Annotated in this window: 15 protein-coding genes, 1 tRNA gene and 2 rRNA genes (1 of these 18 only partly in view); 13 read left to right on the forward strand and 5 right to left on the reverse strand. The window is 32.6% G+C overall.

What is annotated here, in order from left to right; all coding sequences use genetic code 11:
- Positions 1–17: 17 nt before the first annotated feature.
- From mutT to ABXT66_RS00275, 3 genes are read right to left on the reverse strand one after another with little or no spacing between them, the layout of a single operon-like run.
- Entirely contained in the window at positions 18–434 is a 417-nt protein-coding gene (mutT, locus tag ABXT66_RS00265; protein WP_443643668.1) for an 8-oxo-dGTP diphosphatase MutT, read from the reverse strand.
- Positions 415–1,638, reverse strand: a complete 1,224-nt coding sequence (gene argJ / locus ABXT66_RS00270; protein ID WP_443643669.1) for a bifunctional glutamate N-acetyltransferase/amino-acid acetyltransferase ArgJ — start codon at positions 1,636–1,638, stop codon at positions 415–417. The genes mutT and argJ overlap by 20 nt, the downstream gene beginning before the upstream one ends.
- 14 nt (positions 1,639–1,652) lie before the next feature.
- The gene (locus tag ABXT66_RS00275) at positions 1,653–2,492 is read right to left on the reverse strand and encodes a peptidylprolyl isomerase (RefSeq protein ID WP_443643670.1); all 840 of its coding nucleotides are present in this window, start codon (positions 2,490–2,492) and stop codon (positions 1,653–1,655) included.
- A 134-nt stretch (positions 2,493–2,626) separates the two neighbouring features.
- Between ABXT66_RS00275 and secA the strand changes: the two genes are divergently transcribed.
- A complete protein-coding gene (gene secA, locus ABXT66_RS00280; protein ID WP_443643671.1) occupies positions 2,627–5,221 on the forward strand; it encodes a preprotein translocase subunit SecA in 2,595 nt (864 codons plus the stop codon).
- A gap of 10 nt (positions 5,222–5,231) precedes the next feature.
- Entirely contained in the window at positions 5,232–5,693 is a 462-nt protein-coding gene (locus tag ABXT66_RS00285) for a DUF1178 family protein (RefSeq protein ID WP_443643672.1), read from the forward strand.
- On the opposite strand, the gene ubiG is transcribed toward ABXT66_RS00285, so the two are convergent.
- Positions 5,677–6,465, reverse strand: a complete 789-nt coding sequence (ubiG, locus tag ABXT66_RS00290) for a bifunctional 2-polyprenyl-6-hydroxyphenol methylase/3-demethylubiquinol 3-O-methyltransferase UbiG (RefSeq protein WP_443643673.1) — start codon at positions 6,463–6,465, stop codon at positions 5,677–5,679. The two genes, ABXT66_RS00285 and ubiG, sit on opposite strands and share 17 nt — an antisense overlap.
- A 70-nt stretch (positions 6,466–6,535) precedes the next feature.
- Here ubiG and ABXT66_RS00295 point away from each other — a divergent pair, with 70 nt between their 5' ends.
- The 8 genes from ABXT66_RS00295 (at position 6,536) to ABXT66_RS00330 (ending at position 16,698) form a co-directional block, all read left to right on the forward strand.
- Entirely contained in the window at positions 6,536–7,753 is a 1,218-nt protein-coding gene (locus ABXT66_RS00295; RefSeq protein WP_443643674.1) for an aspartate kinase, read from the forward strand.
- Between the two features lie 78 nt (positions 7,754–7,831).
- Positions 7,832–8,845 carry a helix-turn-helix domain-containing protein gene (locus ABXT66_RS00300; RefSeq protein ID WP_443643675.1) on the forward strand — a complete coding sequence of 338 codons (1,014 nt, stop codon included), beginning with the start codon at positions 7,832–7,834 and terminating at the stop codon, positions 8,843–8,845.
- Positions 8,846–8,917: 72 nt separating this feature from the next.
- Positions 8,918–10,009, forward strand: coding sequence for a flavodoxin-dependent (E)-4-hydroxy-3-methylbut-2-enyl-diphosphate synthase (gene ispG / locus ABXT66_RS00305; protein ID WP_443643676.1), 1,092 nt, complete (start codon positions 8,918–8,920; stop codon positions 10,007–10,009).
- A 34-nt stretch (positions 10,010–10,043) separates the two neighbouring features.
- On the forward strand, positions 10,044–11,285 hold the full coding sequence (gene hisS, locus ABXT66_RS00310) for a histidine--tRNA ligase (protein WP_443643677.1): 1,242 nt from the start codon (positions 10,044–10,046) through the stop codon (positions 11,283–11,285).
- 20 nt (positions 11,286–11,305) lie between these two features.
- The gene (gene prfA, locus ABXT66_RS00315) at positions 11,306–12,382 is read left to right on the forward strand and encodes a peptide chain release factor 1 (RefSeq protein WP_443643678.1); all 1,077 of its coding nucleotides are present in this window, start codon (positions 11,306–11,308) and stop codon (positions 12,380–12,382) included.
- Positions 12,375–13,268 carry a peptide chain release factor N(5)-glutamine methyltransferase gene (prmC, locus tag ABXT66_RS00320; RefSeq protein ID WP_443643679.1) on the forward strand — a complete coding sequence of 298 codons (894 nt, stop codon included), beginning with the start codon at positions 12,375–12,377 and terminating at the stop codon, positions 13,266–13,268. Before prfA ends, prmC begins: the two co-directional genes overlap by 8 nt.
- 183 nt (positions 13,269–13,451) lie before the next feature.
- Entirely contained in the window at positions 13,452–13,952 is a 501-nt protein-coding gene (locus tag ABXT66_RS00325) for a DUF4167 domain-containing protein (protein WP_443643680.1), read from the forward strand.
- Positions 13,953–14,391: 439 nt separating this feature from the next.
- Positions 14,392–16,698 carry an ATP-dependent Clp protease ATP-binding subunit gene (locus tag ABXT66_RS00330; protein ID WP_443644743.1) on the forward strand — a complete coding sequence of 769 codons (2,307 nt, stop codon included), beginning with the start codon at positions 14,392–14,394 and terminating at the stop codon, positions 16,696–16,698.
- A 5-nt stretch (positions 16,699–16,703) separates the two neighbouring features.
- On the opposite strand, the gene ABXT66_RS00335 is transcribed toward ABXT66_RS00330, so the two are convergent.
- A complete protein-coding gene (locus tag ABXT66_RS00335; RefSeq protein WP_443643681.1) occupies positions 16,704–18,086 on the reverse strand; it encodes a peptidoglycan DD-metalloendopeptidase family protein in 1,383 nt (460 codons plus the stop codon).
- 404 nt (positions 18,087–18,490) lie between these two features.
- Here ABXT66_RS00335 and ABXT66_RS00340 point away from each other — a divergent pair.
- From ABXT66_RS00340 to ABXT66_RS00350, 3 genes are all read left to right on the forward strand, one after another.
- Positions 18,491–19,977, forward strand: a 16S ribosomal RNA gene (locus ABXT66_RS00340).
- Positions 19,978–20,059: 82 nt separating this feature from the next.
- A tRNA-Ile gene (locus ABXT66_RS00345) sits at positions 20,060–20,136 on the forward strand.
- 219 nt (positions 20,137–20,355) lie between these two features.
- Positions 20,356–20,819: ribosomal RNA gene (locus ABXT66_RS00350) — 23S ribosomal RNA — on the forward strand (it continues 2,261 nt past the right edge of the window).
- The 16S and 23S rRNA genes sit together here with 1 tRNA gene alongside, the layout of an rRNA operon.

Consider the following 20,819-nt stretch of genomic DNA (forward strand, 5'->3'; position numbering starts at 1 on the left):
AAATAATTTATATTTTATTAGAATAAGTCCTGTAAACTATATATTAATGAGTCATCAGCTGGAGGCATTTTGAATTGCCTTAACATATTTGCTTTTACCCACTTAATTTCATTTTGCTCCATAGGTCTAGGCTCTCCTTCCCATCTTCTACAAACGTATAAAAGCAACAATAATTGGAATTCTGCATAACTAAACTCTGAAAAAGATAGTGGAGCAATACATTTATTGTTAATATCAATATCTAATTCTTCTTTAACTTCTCTAATAATAGCATTTTCAGGAACTTCGTTTTTTTCAACTTTTCCACCAGGAAATTCCCAGTACCCTGACAAAAACTTTTTTTTTGGACGCTTTGATATTAAAATTTGATCATTCTCATTTATAAGAGCAATTGATACAACTAACTGTAATTTTTTATGATCTATAATCTGCATTAATTTCAATGTATTTGTGGGTTAAATCACAAGTGTAAACAGTTGCTAATCCTTTACCAACTCCGATATCGACTGTAATTTGAATTTTATCTTTTTTTAGATGATTTGTGGCATTTACTTCAGAATAATTTTCATAGACCAAACCATTATTAGTAACTAGTTCGTCACCAATAAAAATTTTAATTTTGTCTCTTTCAGCATATTCTCCAGATTTACCAATAGCCATGATAATTCTTCCCCAATTTGCATCTTCTCCAGCAATTGCAGTTTTGACTAAAGGAGAATTCGCAATTGAAAAAGCTATTTTCTTAGCGGATATTTTTGAAACAGCGCCAACAACATTGATAGTTATAAATTTAGACGCCCCTTCTCCATCTTTAACAACTAATTTTGCTAAGTCTAACATAACATTATTTAAAGTTTTCTTAAAATTTTGTAAACTTTTATCGTTATAATTATCAATTATTTTGTGCTTTGCCTTTTTTGTTGCAGTTAGTAAAACAGTGTCACTTGTTGAAGTGTCGCTGTCTACAGTGATAGAGTTGAAGCTTTTTTCATTTGCGGACTTTAGCAACTGCTGAAGAATATTTGATGGTAAATTAGCGTTTGTAAAAACAAACCCTAACATAGTTGCCATGTCAGGAGCAATCATACCCGATCCTTTGGCAATACCAACAATATCAATTTCAACATTATCAATATGACACTTTCGTGATACTAGTTTAGAGAATGTGTCAGTTGTTCTAATAGCGTTAGCTGCTTTTAACCAGTCTGGCTTTTCTGCTGGCCTCATTTTATTTATGCCATTGATGATTATTTCGGAATCTAATTGCTCACCAATAACACCTGTAGAAGCTGTATATATTTGATTCAAGTTACAGTTAAGTTTTTTTGATAGATAGTTAGAGACATTTAGTACAGTTTCATCCCCGACCTTACCAGTAAATGCATTTGCATTTCCTGAATTAACTATAATAGCTCTTACTGATGGTGATTTAGAAGATTTTAAATTATGTTTACAATGATTTACAGGGGCACTTGAAGTCAACGATTTTGTAAAAACTCCCGCAATGCTTGCCCCTTGGTCTAATTCTATTAAAAGTAAATCATCATCTTGACAAGACTTGTCTTTAATACCAGAGGAAACAGTTGATATTTTTATATCATTTAAACTGACTACATTTTTTAAATTTTTTATAAACATAAGTTCTAAATAAATTAATTGTTAACTTTCTGGGCTACATCCTTAAAATCATTTATAATTATTTTTCTATTTTTTCTGAGTTTTTTTTCAAGGTTAGAAAGGGAATTTTTTTTAATTCTATTAATAATATTTTGTTGAACTTCAGATAATTTTTTAGGTTTTGAATCCCTTACTTCATTTAACAATATTATATGAAAACCAAATTTTGTTTTAACAGGCTTTTTTGTTATTTCTCCTTTTTTAAGGGAAAGCACTGCTTTTTCAAATTCTTTTACCATTTGTCCAGAAGTAAACCATCCAAGTTTACCTTCATTTTTTCCAGAAGGGCCAATAGATTGGGTTTTAGCTAAGTCAGAAAACTTGGCATTATTTTCTAATTTTTTGAGTATCTCAAACGCTTGTTGTTCTTCTTTAACAAGTATATGACTGGCATTAAACTCCTTTGATGATTTAAATGCTTTGAGATAATTATTATAAAATATTTCAATATTTTCTCTTTTAGTTTGATTAAGAAGGAAATTATTTATCCAAAATCTTGCTAAAATTTGGTCTTTATTTTTTTTGATCTGATCAATAACTGTTTTATTGAGATCCAATTTTTCTTTGTAAGCTTGTTCAGTTATTAAATGCTGATTTATAAGTTCATTAATAATATTTGGATATAATTCAGGAAGTGGTTTTTCTTTTAATTTTGACGGCAATCTTCCATACGCATCCAATACGTCTTGAGCTGTGATTATATATTCATTTACATTGGCTGCAATTATGTTTTTTGGATTTTCAGCAAGAGCAAGACTAGTTGATAACAAAATAAATAATTTTAGAGATGTGAAAAAAGTTTTAAAGTAAGACATTTTGGTATATTCCAATTATAATATTTATATTTTTACAAGTTTTTTTAATACTATACAAGAAATGATGTTTTTTTATTAATACGCATTATATATTATAAACAGAATAAAATTCCTGACTAAACGGAGCCCACTCAATGTTCAACAATTTAACTTCTAAATTTTTTGGTTCGTCCAATGACAGACAAATTAAGAAATACAACCCTTTGGTTCATAAAATTAATGAACTTGAGGATATATTTATTAAGTTGTCTGATCAGGAATTAAAGTTAAAAACTATTGATTTTAAAGAAAAATTATCAAATGGTGAAACTTTAGATAATATTTTACCAGAAGCTTTTGCTACTGTAAGAGAGGCAGCTAAAAGAACATTAAGCCAACGCCACTTTGATGTACAATTGATTGGTGGACTTGTTCTTCATGAGGGTAAAATTGCTGAAATGAAAACAGGAGAAGGTAAAACATTAGTTTCAACCTTAGCATGCTATTTGAATGCCTTAGAAGGTAAGGGAGTTCATGTGGTAACAGTTAACGATTATTTAGCAAAAAGAGACTCCGAGTGGATGGGGCAAATATATAATTTATTAGGCATGTCAGTAGGCTGTATTTTATCAGATAAAAATGACGAAGAAAGAAGGATTGCTTACAAAGCAGACATAACTTATGGAACCAATAACGAATTTGGTTTTGATTACCTTAGAGACAATATGAAATATAGTTTAGATGAAATGGTTCAGCGCCCATTTAACTTTGCTATTATTGATGAAGTTGACTCTATATTAATTGATGAAGCAAGGACGCCACTAGTTATATCTGGTCAATCTGAAGACTCTTCAACATTATATAAATCAATTGATAAATTTATACCTTTATTGAAACAAGATGACTTTGAATTAGATGAAAAGCAGAGAACTTGTAACTTAACAGATATAGGAATTAATACTGTTGAAGAAGCTTTAAGGTCAGAAAATATGATAGAGGACGGGAGTTTATTTGATATTAAAAATGTTTCACTTTTACACCACATAAATCAAGCTTTAAGGGCTCATAAATTATTCCAAAAAAATACACATTACATGGTTAAAGACGATAGTGTTATTATTATTGATGAATTTACAGGACGAGCGATGGAAGGTAGACGGTTTGGAGAAGGGCAACATCAGGCAATTGAAGCTAAAGAAAAAATTACTGTCCAGCCAGAGAACCAGACTTTAGCAAGTGTGACGTTTCAAAATTATTTTAGAATGTATCCTAAGTTGTCGGGAATGACAGGGACGGCTTTGACAGAGGAAGGTGAATTTTCTGAAATCTATAACTTGCAGGTTTTAGCAGTGCCAACAAATTTAAAAGTTGCCAGAATTGACAGCAATGACGAAATATACAAAACTAATTTTGAAAGAGACGAGGCTGTAATTTTATTAATTGAGGATTGTCAAAAAAATAATCAACCAGTTTTAGTTGGAACGGTATCAATAGAAAAATCTGAAATTTTATCAAATCTTTTAAAAGAAAAAAATATTAAGCATGAAGTGCTAAATGCAAAATTTCATGAACAAGAAGCTCAAATAATTGGATATGCAGGAATACCAGGTGCGGTTACTATTGCCACAAATATGGCAGGTAGAGGTACTGATATCCAATTAGGAGGTAATTTAGAAATTAGGCAATCTAATGAACTTAAATCATCGTCTCCAAATGAGGGAAAATTAAATGATTTAAAAAATGATATTGAAAAAAAGAAAAATATAGCTCTTCAAGCCGGTGGATTATACGTAATTGGAACTGAAAGACACGAAAGTAGAAGAATTGACAACCAGCTTAGAGGTAGAACAGGTAGACAGGGTGATCCTGGGGGTTCAAAATTTTTATTATCTCTCCAAGATGATTTAATGAGAATTTTTGGATCAGACAGATTAGAGAATATGTTAGGAAAACTTGGATTAGAAAAAGGTGAGGCTATTGTCCATCCTTGGATTAATAAAGCCGTAGAAAAGGCACAAGGTAAAGTTGAAGCGCATAATTTTGAAATAAGAAAACAGCTCTTAAAATTTGACGATGTTATGAACGATCAAAGAAAAGTAATTTTTGATCAAAGAAAAGAAATAATGAGATCGGATGATATTAGTGAAATGGTTGTTGACATGCGTTATGAAGTTATTGAGGCGGTAGTTTTTAAATCTATTCCAAATGAAAGTTATCACGATCAATGGGATGGAGACGGTTTAATCGAAGATGTAAAAAATTATTTAGGATTAGATGTTCCAATAAAAAAATGGATTAAAGAAGATGGCATTATAGAGAAAGAGATTATTTCTCGTTTAACAGAATTGTCAAACAACTTTATGGCAGAACGTGCTGTTAAAGTTGGGGTTGATGTTTTTAGACAAGCGGAAAAAACCTTGATGTTACAAGTTTTAGATCAAAGTTGGAAGGATCATTTGTTAATGTTAGATCAGATGAGACAATCCATAGGGCTGAGAGCTTACGCACAAAAAGACCCATTAAATGAGTATAAAAGAGAAGCATTTGAATTGTTTGAAGATATGCTTGATAAATTGAGAAAAACTATAACTTCAGTTTTGTCTAACATAGAAATAAGACAAGAAAACAATGATGAAAATCAAGAAATAAATACACCATTAAAAATAGATAGTGGCAAAATCGCTAGAAATTCAATATGTCCTTTATGTGATTCTGGAAAAAAATATAAGCATTGTTGTGGTAAACTTTAAATAAACTAACATGATCAAATATAAACTAAAATGTCAATCATCATACTGTACTGAACAAAAAGGTTTTGATGGGTGGTTTCAAAATATAGAAACCTTTGAGAAGCAATTGGATTCAAGGTTGATTAATTGTCCACTTTGTGGAAGTGAAAATATTTCGAAATTACTAACAACTCCAAGTTTAAAAAAAATCCAAAATACGAATAAAAAAATTACTAAAAATAAAATTCAGAAGAACGCTTTTAGAAATGAAAAGTTAGAAAATATTACAACAATTTTAAGATATATAAAAAATGAAATAAAGAAAAATTCTACTTTTGTAGGAGATGATTTTGTTAATCAAGCTCGTTCAATGAACCAGGGTCAAATTAAAGAAAAATCTATATATGGACATGGTACTAAAAAAGAAATAGATGAACTAAGAGACGAAGGAGTAGATGTCCTAAATATCCCTTGGGTTACAGAGGATCATTAGATTTTAGATTTAAACCTGCAGCACCATAATTAACTTCAAGATTTGAGGATAACTTAAAATTTCCAAACTCCTTATAAAGAAGGTTTTTAATATTAAAAGTAGGTGCAAATCCAGTAAAATTGTCAAGAATAATTTTATGTTTTTCAGCTTCTGAAGCTAGATCATTTGGTGAAATAAATTTTTTGTAATCGTGTGTTCCCTTTGGCACCACCCCTAAAACATGCTCCGCAAGATATTTACCTAATGCTACCCCAAGAATAGATTTGTTTATAGTAGTAAAAACAACAAGCCCTCCATAGCGAGATAATTCAGAGATATCAAATAAAAATTTTTGTCTGTTTTTAACGTGCTCTATAATCTCTGATGCTATTACAATATCAAATTTGTTAATAAAATTTTTATTTTGAACTTTGATTAAATCACTTGTACTTGTGCACTTATAAGTTATATCCAAACGACTTTTCAGCGCATGATCTTTCGCTATTACAATAGCTTTATCAGATGCATCTATTCCAGTAACGACTGCTCCTAATCTTTTTAAAGGTTCAGATAATATTCCACCGCCACATCCAACATCAAGGCATCTTAACCCATTAAGTGGTTTCGTGTCAGTTTGCTTTTTGTTAATTAATCTTTTAGCATTTCTTAAGACAAACTCAATTCTTACGTTTGACATTTTATGTAATGCTGCAAAAGGCCCTTTTTGATCCCACCATTTATTGCTTATTAAAGAAAATTGTTCTATTTCTTTTTTGTCTATTGTATTAGTCATAGGCTATATATAAAAATTAAATCAAGTCAGGTTAATTATTTATTACTATTTATAATAGGATAACAGAATTTTGGAATTAGTGGTATTGAAATTTGGAGGAACCTCTGTTGCAGATGTGCCTCAAATAAAAAAAATTGCATTAAAAATAAAAGGTGAAGTTGATCAAGGTAACAAAGTTATTGTTGTTGTCTCTGCTATGTCAGGAGTTACAAATAATTTAATAGATCTTGTAAATCAAACATCAAAAAACTTTTCCTTGTCTGAGCATGATGTAGTTTTATCTACTGGTGAACAGATTACTTCTGCACTTTTATCAATAGCTTTAGAAGAATTATCATTGAAAGCACGTTCATGGATGGGTTGGCAAGTTCCAATAGTTTCAGATAACACTCATGGTAAAGCAGTTATTAAAGATATAAAAACATCCAATATAATGGGTTCTATTAAAAAGGGATATATAGCTATAGTTTCTGGATTTCAGGGAATTTCAGAAGATAATAGAATTACAACACTAGGTAGAGGTGGCTCAGACACAACAGCGGTAGCTTTAGCAGCAGCTTTTTCAGCTGATCGTTGTGATATTTATACTGACGTAGATGGGGTGTACACAACAGATCCTAGAATAGTAAAGAAAGCAAAAAAACTTGACTTTATAACATATGAAGAAATGTTAGAATTGGCATCTCAGGGCGCTAAGGTATTGCAAACAAGATCAGTTGCGTTGGCAATGAAATATAATGTAAATTTAAGAGTTCTAAGTAGTTTTGCAAACGTACCTGGAACTTTAATAGCTGAAGAAAGAGGAAATATGGAAAAATCTGAAATTAGTGGCATTGCCCATAGTCTAAATGAAGCTAAAATAACTTTGTCAGATATCCCTGATCAACCGGGTCAAGCAGCAAACATTTTTGGTGCATTAGCAGATTTTTCTATTAATGTTGATATGATTGTTCAATCATCTTCTATTAATCATGGTTCAACAGATATGACGTTTACGATACCAGAAACTGATTTATTAATGGCTGAAAAAGTAATAAAAAAAATTAAAGGAAATATAGGGTTTAAAAAGTTTACAAGCGAAACAAACGTTGTTAAAATATCAATTGTAGGAAATGCAATGAGGTCGCAATCCGGTATAGCAAAAACCATGTTTCAAACATTAGCTAAAAATCATATTAATATCCAGGTTATATCTACTAGTGAAATTAAAATTTCAGTCCTTATTTCATCAGAGTATTACGAACTTGCAATGAGATCTTTGCATTTAGCTTTTAATTTGGATAAATAATTTAATAATTATGTTTTTAAAACAAATGTTGATTTAAAATCTGACTCAATATAAAATGTATGCCCATAGGGAATATATATGCCAATTAATGTAGATAAAAACAAAAAAAATTACGATGAATCACACTTTAGTGGAGAAGCTGTTTCTGAGGCAGTATTTGACGCTTTCGATACGTTTGAGAAAGATGATGTTGGAAAATTATGCTTAGATGCAAGACTTAAAAAAGGTTTAACTCAAGAGCAAGCTAGTAAAATTTTAAAGGTTAAAGTCAGCATTATTAAAGATTTTGAAGATGGTAATGATTTCGAATTGCATGGTCTGGCTTACAAAATTGGATTTGTTAGATCTTATGCATTTTTGTTAGAATTAGATGCTGATGTTTTAGTGGAAGAATTTAAAGAAAGTCTTCAACTTAATACTTATAAAGAAGAATATAAGTTTTTAGCTCCAAATACTGAAGCTAGAAAGTTTTTACCAATAGGTGCAGTTTTATCACTTTTTATCTCTTTTATTATTTATACTGGATGGTACTACAGCGATAGAAATAATAATATTAACCACGTTTCCAACCAAGTTTTAGAGAATAATAAGACAAATTTTTCAACCAAAAACGATTATATTATAATAGAAGATAGTATAGATACAAATAAGAGTGTTTTGTTGGATAATAAAAAAAATATCAACAAAGTTGAGAAGATTATTTTAGATACTAAAATTGAAGTTCAAGATAAAAATATTGAAAATAATGGGGAAAAAAACTTAACCTCTGAAAATTTAATTAAATCAGTTGGAATTGAAGCTAATGAGATGTCTGCAAAAGCTAATGAGAGAAACCCTAATACAGAATTGGTTTTAAAAGCTATCGGTAATAGTTGGGTTGAAATAGAAGATTTAAATGGAAACATCCTTATGACAAGATTAATGAGACCAGGGGAAACTTATATTGTTCCAAACATAAATGGTTTAACATTGAACACAGGAAATGCTGGTGTATTATCACTTTCAAGAGGTGATATTTTTTTACCCTCTTTAGGTGATGTTGGAGAAATAATTAAAGCTCGTCCCTTAAATATTAAAGCTTTTACTAATTAATAATTTGTTAATAATTTACTTCTAATAACTTAACTAAAACTTTTAATGATTTATTAATTTCAGGACATAATAATGAACATTAGGCCTTACAGGCATATAGAGCGAAGAAGATCTAACAAAATTAAAGTAGGAAATATTTCTGTTGGAGGTGACGCACCTATTAGTGTTCAAACTATGACTAACACACCTACAACTGATATTGACTTAACATTAGATCAAATAGAAAAATGTGTAGAAGCTGGAGCGGATATTATAAGAGTTTCCTGTCCTGACAAAGACTCCACCACTGCTCTCAAGCAATTAGTACGATTGTCTCCAATTCCTATTGTAGCTGATATTCATTTTCATTACTTAAGGGCTATTGAAGCAGCAGATGCTGGCGCGGCATGTCTTAGAATTAACCCAGGTAATATTGGTCAAGCCGATAAAATTAAAGAAGTTATTTCTGCTGCTAAACAAAATCAATCTTCTATAAGAATAGGGGTAAACGCGGGGTCTTTGGAAAAAAATATTTTAGATAAATATGGTGAACCAACTCCAGAAGCTTTAGTAGATTCTGCATTAGCACATATTCAAATATTAAAAGAACATGACTTTCAAGATTATAAAGTAAGTGTAAAGGCCTCTGATGTTTTTTTAGCTGTAGCTGCTTACACTCAATTAGCAGATATAGATGATTGTCCCTTGCATATTGGAATAACAGAAGCAGGAAGTTTGAGAGCTGGAACCGTAAAATCATCTATAGGACTTGGCAATTTATTATGGTCTGGAATAGGAGATACTATAAGAGTTTCATTGTCAGCTGATCCTGCTGAGGAAGTTAGAGTTGCCTACGAATTGTTAAAGTCCCTTGGGTTAAGAAGAAGAGGAGTGACGGTTATATCATGTCCATCATGTGCTAGGCAGCAATTTGACGTAATCAAAACCGTACAAGAGGTTGAAGAAAGGCTTCAGCATATTACTGATCCTATTACAGTGTCTATTATTGGATGCATCGTAAATGGTCCTGGAGAAGCAAAGGAGACGGATATAGGTTTAACAGGAGGTGGAAAAGGAAATCATCAAATTTATGTAAATGGTATAACGGACCATATTATCAGGAATGAAAATGTTGCTGATTATGTAGTTAACTTTGTACTTCAGAAAATATCTGAAAAAGTATAATCGTATATAATTTTTTTAATCTCATAGGCTTATAATGGAAAAACTTAGAACAGTTAGAGGTGTGCATGATTTATTACCCGATATATTGCATAAACAGAATTTAGTAATTAACGAAGGGTTGAAAATATCTGAAAAATATTGTTATCAGCAAATAGAAACACCTATTTTTGAATTTGCAGAGGTTTTCACTAAACCTCTTGGTAAAACAAGTGATATTGTTACTAAAGAAAATTATATTTTCAAAGATAGAAGCGAAGATGAATTGATGTTAAGACCTGAAGGCACATCAGGAGTTGTGAGGGCATTCTTAAACGCAGGTTTAACGCAAGATATTCCAAAGCGTTATTCATACTATGGGCCTATGTTTAGGTACGAAAGGCCTCAAAAAGGCAGATTAAGGCAATTTAAACAGTTTGGTATAGAGTGTATAGGTATTAATAATTCTATGGCAGATGTTGAGGTTATCTCATTAGGCCATGCTTTTTTAGAGAAATTAAACATCTTAGACAAAATAAATTTAAAGATAAATACGTTAGGTGATAGTGAGACCAGATTAAAATATAGAAAGGCTTTAGTCGATTATTTAAATGATTATAAATCTCAATTATCAAATGAAAGCATTAAAAGGTTATCAGAAAATCCATTAAGAATTTTAGATTCTAAAAATGAGACAGATAAAAAAATTCTAATAAATGCACCAAATATAATAGATTATTTAAATGAAGTCTCCCAAGAAAGATTTGAAAAAGTATGCTCAGGTCTGAGTGCTCTAAAAATAAAATATCAAATTGATAAAAATCTTGTAAGAGGTTTAGATTATTATTGCCATACTGCTTTTGAATTTATTACTAGTGATTTAGGATCTCAAGGTACTGTTCTAGCAGGCGGTAGATACGATGGTTTGGCTAAAATGTTAGGAGGCGTTGATACTGCTGGTGTTGGTTGGGCTGCAGGTGTAGACAGGCTGTCTCTAATGATTAATGAAGAGTTTGCAAATAAACCTGACTTAGTATTAATGGCTGTATCTGAAAATTTAGAACCGTTATTAATGCCAATAATGAAAAAATTAGTGGATAAAGGTTTAAAGGTAGAAATCCTTATTACAGGAAACATGTCAAAAAAATTTAAAAGAGCAAATAAAGTCGATGCCTCATACGCAATAATCTTAGGTGAAGAAGAATTGTCTAAAAATATTATTAAATTAAAAAATTTAATAATAGGTTCTGAGAGACTTATAACCCTAGATGAAGCAATAAAAGTTATAAAAAATCTATAAAAGTGTTTTTGGAGAGAAATTTGAGTTTACAGAATAATATAGATAAAATTTTTCAACGGGAAGAAACAATTGAAAAATTACTTGTCAATCCCTCTGAATTGAAACCTTTGGAGTTAGCAGAGCTTTCAAAAGAATTATCTGATATAAAACACATCACTGAATTAGCTAAAAACAAATATCTGTTAGATAAAGAATTGTCTGACCTTAGTGAATTACTGGATGATAAAGAGACTGATAATGAAATTCGAAGTATAGCTGTTAATGAAATCAATGCTCTTAAAGAAAAGGTTACTAACCTTGAAAAAAATATTCAATTTTCTTTATTGCCCAAAGATAAAGATGACGTCAGAAACGTAATTATTGAAGTTAGAGCTGGTACCGGAGGTGATGAAGCAGGTTTATTTGCTGCAGATTTATTTGCAATGTATGATAAATTATCAATAAAACATAAATGGAAATTTGAAGTAATGGAAGTTTCAGAAACCAGTGTTGGTGGTTACAAAGAAGCTCAAGCAAATATTATAGGTAAAGATGTTTTTGGAAGGCTTAAGTTTGAGTCAGGCGTTCATAGGGTTCAGAGAGTCCCAGAAACGGAAACTAGCGGACGAATCCATACCTCAGCCGCAACTGTAGCTGTTTTGCCTGAGGCAGAAGATTTAGAAATTATTATTGAGGATAAAGATTTAAGAATTGACGTCTTTAGATCAAGTGGACCTGGTGGACAGTCGGTTAACACTACAGATTCAGCTGTAAGAATTACACACCTACCTTCAGGTATAGTTGTTAGTCAACAAGATGAAAAGTCACAACATAAAAACAGGGCTAAAGCAATGAAAATACTTCAATCACGTTTATACGAAGCTGGAAGGCAAAAACAACAAGATGAAAGATCGTCTTCGAGAAAAGGTCAAGTTGGCTCTGGAGATAGATCAGAAAGAATAAGAACGTATAACTTTCCACAAGGAAGGGTAACAGACCATAGAATTAACTTAACATTACACAAGTTAGATAAGGTTCTCCAGGGAGAAGCATTAGACGAATTGATAGACGCATTGATAGTTGAAGATAGAATGTTAAAGTTAGAGATCAATGGATAATAAACAAAAATCAATTGATGTTTATAGTATAATAAAACCTGAAATTGAAAAATTAATAAACTGTGGGTCTACAACACCAATTTTGGATAGTAGAATACTTCTTGCTCATACTTTGTCTTATGCTAGGTCAGTTTATACTCATGAAAATATAAATATATCGAAAAATCAAATCAATAAATTTCAAAATCTTATTTCAGAAAGGGCAAAAGGTAAGCCGGTCTCAAGAATTATAAATAAAAAAAATTTTTGGAAAAAAGAATTCCAAATCAACAAAGAGACCTTAGACCCAAGACCAGACTCTGAGGTTATTATAGAATACTTTTTTAAATATTATGAGGATAAATTTAAAAAGCTAAAAATTCTTGATTTAGGTTCTGGTTCTGGTTGTTTAGGGCTGTCACTTTTAGACGAATATCAAAATTCTAAAGTGAGTTTTTTAGATGTATCTAAAAAATCTTTAAAAGCTGTAAAGTTTAATTCATTAAAATTTAAAATGTATGAAAGAACTAAGCTTATTAGTTTAGACTGGAGTTCACCTGATTGGGATAGAGATTTATTGGATTTCGAAAAAAATATTAAGTTTGATGCAATTGTAACGAACCCACCTTATATACCGTCTGCTGAAATTGAACTATTACAAAAAGAGGTAAAATATTATGATCCTTTGATTGCGTTGGATGGGGGTAAAGATGGACTAGATGCTTATAGGTTAATTTTTAGTAAATTATTTAAATTGTTAAAACCAAATGGAAAACTTTTTGTTGAGATAGGAAAAAATCAAGAAAAATTTATTTCAACAATCGGTTTGAATAATGGCTTGTTAACAATAGATTATGGACGAGATTTACAAGGAATTATTAGATTAATTGTATTTACAATTAAATAATTTTTTTTCTTCTTGGCTAAACATTAAAAAGTTTATATAAAACATAAATAAGTTAAATCTTATTTTTATTAATGATACATTAGATACATTAATCGAGTATATCAATTTAAGATAGTACTCTTAAAAAAACTTTTAAAATTTTATATTTAAATATAACACTATTATTCAATTATTAGGACAAATATGAGACAACAAAATAATGGGCGTCGCCGTCAAAATCGAGGATCAAGTCGTCGAAGCTATGGTGCTGGTAATAACAATGGAAACATAAACAAAAATACTGTCATAGATAGTTCTGGACCTGATGGAAGACAAAGAGGTTCAGTTTCTCAATTAAGCGAAAAATATACTAGCCTAGCTTCAGATGCTGCTGCATCTGATGACCGTATTTTAGCAGAGTCTTACTTACAATTTGCTGATCATTATTATAGAATACACCAAGAGATTGAAATTAATAATGAAGCAAAAGAAACAAAGCTGAATCCAGAAAAAAATAATAATGAAAATAGTAATTCTGAAATAGAAGTTGAAAACAAAGACAAAAACAATAATAAAAAACCTCCTCGACGTCAAAGAGGGTACCAGATTAGAGAAACTGAACTGTTAGCTCAAGAAGATGAGAATACTAAAATAATAAAAGAAAAAGAGAACTCTGAAAAACATTCAAACGTTGACAACATATAGTCTTCCAAAAAATTATTAAGTTTAGGAAAAAATAAAAAATCAGATATTGAAATACATAATATTAATTCAACTTCCATAACATAAACTTAAAAAATATATGAAACCTTTTAAACATTGAAATTCTAGCAATTGGTAACCATATAAATCAATATTTACACAAAAACGGGTTCAAGAAATAGAAAATTTATTAAAACAATTTTCTGATAGATCAAAAGTCACACTCAAATTAGCACATGAACTTTCTCTTAGTGCAGGTGTTAATTTAATTTCTGATCATGTTTTATTTATAATTATAGATAAATCTGAAAAATATATTGATAAAATTCTAAATAATCTTGGTGCTGACGTAAGTAATTTACAAAAACAATTGAGCTTGAGTTTGTCGTTATTAAAAAAATCTCAACAAGAAAATAAAATTGATAAAAGTATTACAAAATTAATCGACGTAGCCAGACATTTAATTATTAAAAATGGTGATAAGGTTATTACTCAAGAAATATTATTGTTATCATTAACTTGTGTTAATAATCCAGGGCAAAAACTTCTACTCAATGAAGGCGTAGACTTTAACAAATTACAAGATGAGATTAATAGATTTAGGAAAGGCAAAAAAGCAATGAATGAAACAGCTGAATCCGGCTTTGACACACTTAATCGATTTGCAACTAATCTTACTGCTAACGCTCTTAAGGGTTTGTTAGATCCTGTTATTGGCAGAGACGAGGAAATCCGACGTGTAATTCAAGTTTTGTCCAGAAGAACTAAAAATAACCCAGTGTTAATAGGTGAACCTGGTGTTGGTAAGACGGCTATTTTAGAAGGTTTAGCAATAAGAATAGCCCAGGACGATGTTCCAGAAAAATTAAAGGATAAAGAAATTTTTTCTTTGGATTTAGCAAGTATTTTAGCAGGAGCTAAATTTAGAGGTGACTTTGAAGAAAGATTGAAATCTTTACTAAATGAAGTTGAAAAGAAAAGAGACAAAATAGTACTTTTTATAGACGAGCTTCACTCACTTGTTGGTGCTGGGGGAGCGGATGGCTCTCTAGACGCATCTAATATATTTAAGCCTGCACTAGCAAGAGGTGAATTACACTGTGTTGGAGCAACTACCTTTGAGGAATATAGAAAATATATTGAAAAGGACAAAGCATTGGCAAGAAGGTTCCAACAAGTATACATAAACGAGCCAGATATTGAGAATAGTATATCAATGATGAGGGGACTTAAGGAAAAATATGAATTATTTCATGGAATAACAATTTCTGACAAGGCTCTATTAGCTTCTGTACATTTATCATCGAGATATATAAATGACAGGTTTTTACCTGACAAAGCAATTGATTTGATAGATGAAGCAGCGAGCCGAAAAAGAATTGAGATAGACTCAAAACCAGATGCTTTAGATGAAACAGATAGAAGAATAATTCAATTAAAAATTGAAAGAAAAGTTTTAAAAAAAGAAAAAGATCAATCTTCCCATGATAGGTTAGATAAGGTTGAAGATGAATTAAAAGAACTTCAATTAATATCAGAAAAAGAAACCAAGAATTGGAAATTAAGCAAGAAATTAATTGAAGATGAACAACAAAGAAAAGTTGATTTAGAAAATGCAAGGAATGAGCTTGATATTGTCAAGAGAGACGGTGATTGGGAAAGAGCAGGAGAAATTTCATATCAAGTAATACCAAACTTAGAAAGAAAAATAACAGAAAACGAAACTAATGCTGACCAAATAAACACAATTGTTTCAGAACAAGACGTAGCAACAGTTGTTTCAAAGTGGACGGGCATACCTTTAGAAAAAATGATGGAATTTGAAAGAATTAAACTAATTAACATTAAAGATGAATTAAAAAAATCAATAATTGGTCAAGATATTGTAATTGATGCTATTTCAAAAACTATTATTCGATCAAGAGCAGGCTTAAGTGATCCTACTAGCCCACTTGGTTCATTCATATTCCTTGGCTCTACAGGAGTAGGCAAAACTGAAACTGCTAAAGCTTTAGCGAAATTTTTATTTAATGATAGTGAATCTCTAATTAGAATAGATATGTCTGAATATATGGAAAAACATTCAATCTCCAGGTTGATTGGCGCACCTCCTGGATATGTTGGTTATGACGAAGGAGGGGTATTAACAGAAGCTGTTATAAGAAGGCCATATAGAGTAATACTTTTCGATGAAATAGAAAAAGCACATTTAGACGTTTTAAATTTATTATTACAAGTTATGGATGACGGCCGCTTAACTGATAGTCATGGAAAAACCGTCGATTTTACAAATACTATAATAATAATGACAAGCAATATGGGCTCAGAATATTTTGAAAGTAACTTAAATTTTAGTGAAAAAAATGAAAAAACTAAATCTGTTATTAATAAAGTTATGAACGTAGTTAAATCTAAATTAAGTCCTGAATTTATAAATAGATTAGATGAAATTTTATTTTTTTCTAAATTAGGAAAATCCCATGTTGCTGACATTGTAGAAATCCAATTAAACTCTCTTAAAAATAGACTTTTGTTAAATAATTACTCCATTGTGTGGGATGATAAAGTTTGTGATACAATAGCATTAAAAAGTTATAATCCTGAATATGGAGCAAGGCCTATTAAGAGAGAAATTAGGGATGTAGTTGAAGATAAAATAAGTGAATTGATTATCAATAACAATATTAAAGAAGGAAGCGTTATAATGATTGAGGTTGTTGATAATAATATTGAAGTAAATCTAGTTTAAATAAATCAATTTAACTTCTTCTTTTGTAAACTAACTTCAGCATTACTTGCAAGCTTTTCATTTTCATAAGTTTTTTCAAGTGCAAGCTTTTGTGTCATAATATTTTGAACATGATTTTTAAAAGTTTCAATCATATTAGGCTGTATATTTTTACCTGTGGGTAATTTAATTTTCATAGGATTAACTTGTTTATTGTTGCGCAAAACCTCGTAATGCAAATGTGGTCCAGTTGATCTGCCAGTAGAGCCAACATAACCAATGGTTTTACCTTGCTGTACTCTTTTTCCAACTTTTATATTTCTATGAAATCCTGATAAGTGAGCGTAAGCAGTCTTATATGTACCTGTATGACGTATTTTAATATATTTACCATATGACCCATTCCAGCCTGCTTTTTCAACAATTCCATCTCCAGCTGCAAAAATAGGTGTTCCTGATGGTGCCGCAAAATCTAAACCTCTATGCATTTTTGTATATCCCAAAACTGGATGTCTCCTTACTCCATATCTACTGGACAAGCGTGCTCCATTAATAGGGGTTTTCATTATTGTTCTTTTTGATGATTTTCCGTCTTTATCATAATATTGTGGTAGGCCATACTTGTCATTATAATTGTAATAACTTAGTTTTTTGCCGGATAATGTAATGCTTACATATGTTATTGGCTTAGTTTTTATAGTTTTGTTTTTTAATATGTCAATTTCTTTGGTATATAATACCTCAAAAGTGTCTCCCTGACGAATTTCTCTTTGAAAATCAACCGAAAAACCTAAAAGACTTATCATGTCAAGTAAGGTACTTTCCGGCATTCCAGACTTTATAGCAGAGTTATATAAGCTTGAGTGGATAACACCTTTTACAAGAGTTTTTGTTAATTTAGTAGGTCTTAAAAAAACTTGTGATACAAAGTTACTTTTAAGATCTTGCCATACAAAAATATCATAGGTTTTGGAATAGCTTAATTTTAAACCTCCCCCAATAAGCTTTGATGGATTTGAATAATTTATAATCATATTAGCTGGAAGGGTGCTAAGTATTTTCTTTCCATTCTTAAGCTTATATATAGAGTTTATAATTTCGTTAACATTTTTAGTTTTAAAGTTTATTCTATGCAAAGCAGAGCTGAGTGTTTCATTAACTTTCAAATTTGTTTTTTTTACATTCACAATTGGCATTGCTCCAATTTTTTGGACTGTATTTAAAACCGTATCAGCTGATTCTTCAATCTTGGTAAGATCAAGAGGTTTTTTAGTGGGAATTTCAACTTGAGTAATTTGTTGAGGCGATGATAAAGCAGTATCGGTGTTTAAGAAAACATAAAGCGGGAAACATAAAACTAAAGTAACAACATTATTGTATAAACACTTAATTTTAAATAGTTTTTTCATGATGAATTGGATATTGCCGTTATAATATTTAAATGTCAAGTCAACAATTTTGCAGTATAAATGAATAAAAATAACTAACATTAAATATTAATTAAAAAAAAAAATTTTTTTTTAGTAAAAAATGACTTTTAAGTTTGACACAATCATAGATGGTGAGTATAACGCCAATTCGATTTGTAACTAAATCGTTTTACTCATTTTTGAGTATCTGTTTGAAAATGTTAATATTAAGAAGAGATTCATAGACGGTGGTCTTATATTTTATACATAAATATACGGTTGTCTATTGAATCGCGCAATTTACCATAATAATGAATAACAAATTAATTAATTTGTTTGTCAGTAACTTGAGTGTGAAGGTAAGATAACCTTTTCGGTAGAATTATTTATAATTCTTACCCATCAAACCTAAGAGTTTGATCCTGGCTCAGAATGAACGCTGGCGGCATGCCTAACACATGCAAGTCGAACGAGATCTTCGGATCTAGTGGCGCACGGGTGAGTAACGCGTGGGAACCTACCTTTTAGTACGGGACAACGTTTGGAAACGGACGCTAATACCGTATACGCCCTCCGGGGGAAAGGTCAGCCGCTAAAAGAGGGGCCCGCGTCTGATTAGCTTGTTGGTAAGGTAATGGCTTACCAAGGCTACGATCAGTAGCTGGTCTGAGAGGATGATCAGCCACACTGGGACTGAGACACGGCCCAGACTCCTACGGGAGGCAGCAGTGGGGAATATTGGACAATGGAGGCAACTCTGATCCAGCAATGCCGCGTGTGTGATGAAGGCCCTAGGGTTGTAAAGCACTTTCAACGGTGAAGATGATGACGGTAGCCGTAGAAGAAGCCCCGGCTAACTTCGTGCCAGCAGCCGCGGTAATACGAAGGGGGCGAGCGTTATTCGGAATTATTGGGCGTAAAGGGCTCGCAGGCTGCTTGAACAGTTAGACGTGAAATCCCCGGGCTCAACCTGGGAACTGCGTTTAATACTAGCAAGCTAGAGAAATAGAGAGGAAAGTGGAACTCCCAGTGTAGAGGTGAAATTCGTAGATATTGGGAAGAACACCAGTGGCGAAAGCGACTTTCTGGCTATTTTCTGACGCTGAGGAGCGAAAGCGTGGGGAGCAAACAGGATTAGATACCCTGGTAGTCCACGCCGTAAACGATGTGTGCTAGATGTTGGAGGGATACCTTTCAGTGTCGCAGCTAACGCACTAAGCACACCGCCTGGGAAGTACGGTCGCAAGATTAAAACTCAAAGGAATTGACGGGGGCCCGCACAAGCGGTGGAGCATGTGGTTTAATTCGACGCAACGCGCAGAACCTTACCAGCCCTTGACATGTGGAGTTTGGTTATCAGAGATGATTTCCTTCAGTTCGGCTGGCTCCAACACAGGTGCTGCATGGCTGTCGTCAGCTCGTGTCGTGAGATGTTGGGTTAAGTCCCGCAACGAGCGCAACCCTCATCTTTAGTTGCCATCAGTTCGGCTGGGCACTCTAGAGAAACTGCCTGGGATGACCAGGAGGAAGGCGAGGATGACGTCAAGTCCTCATGGCCCTTATGGGCTGGGCTACACACGTGCTACAATGGCGGTGACAAAGGGACGCAATAGGGCAACCTGGAGCAAATCCCTAAAAGCCGTCTCAGTTCGGATTGTTCTCTGCAACTCGAGAGCATGAAGTTGGAATCGCTAGTAATCGTAGATCAGCATGCTACGGTGAATACGTTCCCGGGCCTTGTACACACCGCCCGTCACACCATGGGAGTTGGTTTTACCCGAAGACGGTATCCTAACCTTTTAGGAGGGAGCCGGCCACGGTAGGGTCAGCGACTGGGGTGAAGTCGTAACAAGGTAGCCGTAGGGGAACCTGCGGCTGGATCACCTCCTTTCTAAGGAAAGTATAGAATGTAAACGCCGCCGTCTTTGAATCTCTTCTTCTTAAACTTGAAATAAATAGTTTGCTACAGCTAAAGGCGCGTAGCTCAGTTGGTTAGAGCGCACGACTGATAATCGTGAGGTCGGCAGTTCAAATCTGCCCGTGCCTACCACTGTGTCTAATGAGTTTAAGAAATATTAATAGTTGAGATAAGAATTGATGTTAAATCAATCTGATTGAAATAGTTGGTGAAGATGATCCCAAATAATAGGGCAATATTGCACAAAATATTGTCCAGCTTACGGATTGTACTTAAAATTACATTTCAAGATTATGTATTTTTAAAAGTAGTAATGGTTGTCTGACCGGTTACTACTTTCATGTACGGTCCGATCAAGCGTCTTGAAGAGCATTTGGTGGATGCCTTGGTACAGAGAGGCGATGAAGGACGTGACACGCTGCGATAAGCTGTGGGGAGCCGTGAGTAGGCTTTGATCCGCAGATTTCCGAATGGGGAAACCCAAACCATTTTGGTTTATCCCGCAAGGGAGGCAAACCCAGCGAACTGAAATATCTAAGTAGCTGGAGGAAAGGACATCAACCGAGACTCCGTTAGTAGTGACGAGCGAACGCGGACCAGGCCAGTGGCCAATTTGAAGATAACCGGAATAACCTGGAAAGGTTAGCCATAGTAGGTGATAGCCCCGTACGGGTAATGCTTCATTTTGGTCCTTGAGTAGGGCGGGACACGAGAAATCCTGCTTGAACATGGGGGGACCACCCTCCAAGCCTAAGTACTACTCTGTGACCGATAGCGAACAAGTACCGTGAGGGAAAGGTGAAAAGAACCCCTAT

This window comes from Candidatus Levibacter sp. Uisw_134_01 (assembly GCF_047717795.1).
Taxonomy (GTDB): Bacteria; Pseudomonadota; Alphaproteobacteria; order Puniceispirillales; family Marisalimonadaceae; genus Marisalimonas.

Bases quoted from the DNA above. Each gene is read 5' to 3' on its own strand.
- mutT (WP_443643668.1), bottom strand. From the start codon at position 434: ATGCAGATTATAGATCATAAAAAATTACAGTTAGTTGTATCAATTGCT.
- argJ (WP_443643669.1), bottom strand. From the start codon at position 1,638: ATGTTTATAAAAAATTTAAAAAATGTAGTCAGTTTAAATGATATAAAA.
- ABXT66_RS00275 (WP_443643670.1), bottom strand. From the start codon at position 2,492: ATGTCTTACTTTAAAACTTTTTTCACATCTCTAAAATTATTTATTTTG.
- secA (WP_443643671.1), top strand. From the start codon at position 2,627: ATGTTCAACAATTTAACTTCTAAATTTTTTGGTTCGTCCAATGACAGA.
- ABXT66_RS00285 (WP_443643672.1), top strand. From the start codon at position 5,232: ATGATCAAATATAAACTAAAATGTCAATCATCATACTGTACTGAACAA.
- ubiG (WP_443643673.1), bottom strand. From the start codon at position 6,465: ATGACTAATACAATAGACAAAAAAGAAATAGAACAATTTTCTTTAATA.
- ABXT66_RS00300 (WP_443643675.1), top strand. From the start codon at position 7,832: ATGCCAATTAATGTAGATAAAAACAAAAAAAATTACGATGAATCACAC.
- ispG (WP_443643676.1), top strand. From the start codon at position 8,918: ATGAACATTAGGCCTTACAGGCATATAGAGCGAAGAAGATCTAACAAA.
- hisS (WP_443643677.1), top strand. From the start codon at position 10,044: ATGGAAAAACTTAGAACAGTTAGAGGTGTGCATGATTTATTACCCGAT.
- prmC (WP_443643679.1), top strand. From the start codon at position 12,375: ATGGATAATAAACAAAAATCAATTGATGTTTATAGTATAATAAAACCT.
- ABXT66_RS00325 (WP_443643680.1), top strand. From the start codon at position 13,452: ATGAGACAACAAAATAATGGGCGTCGCCGTCAAAATCGAGGATCAAGT.
- ABXT66_RS00335 (WP_443643681.1), bottom strand. From the start codon at position 18,086: ATGAAAAAACTATTTAAAATTAAGTGTTTATACAATAATGTTGTTACT.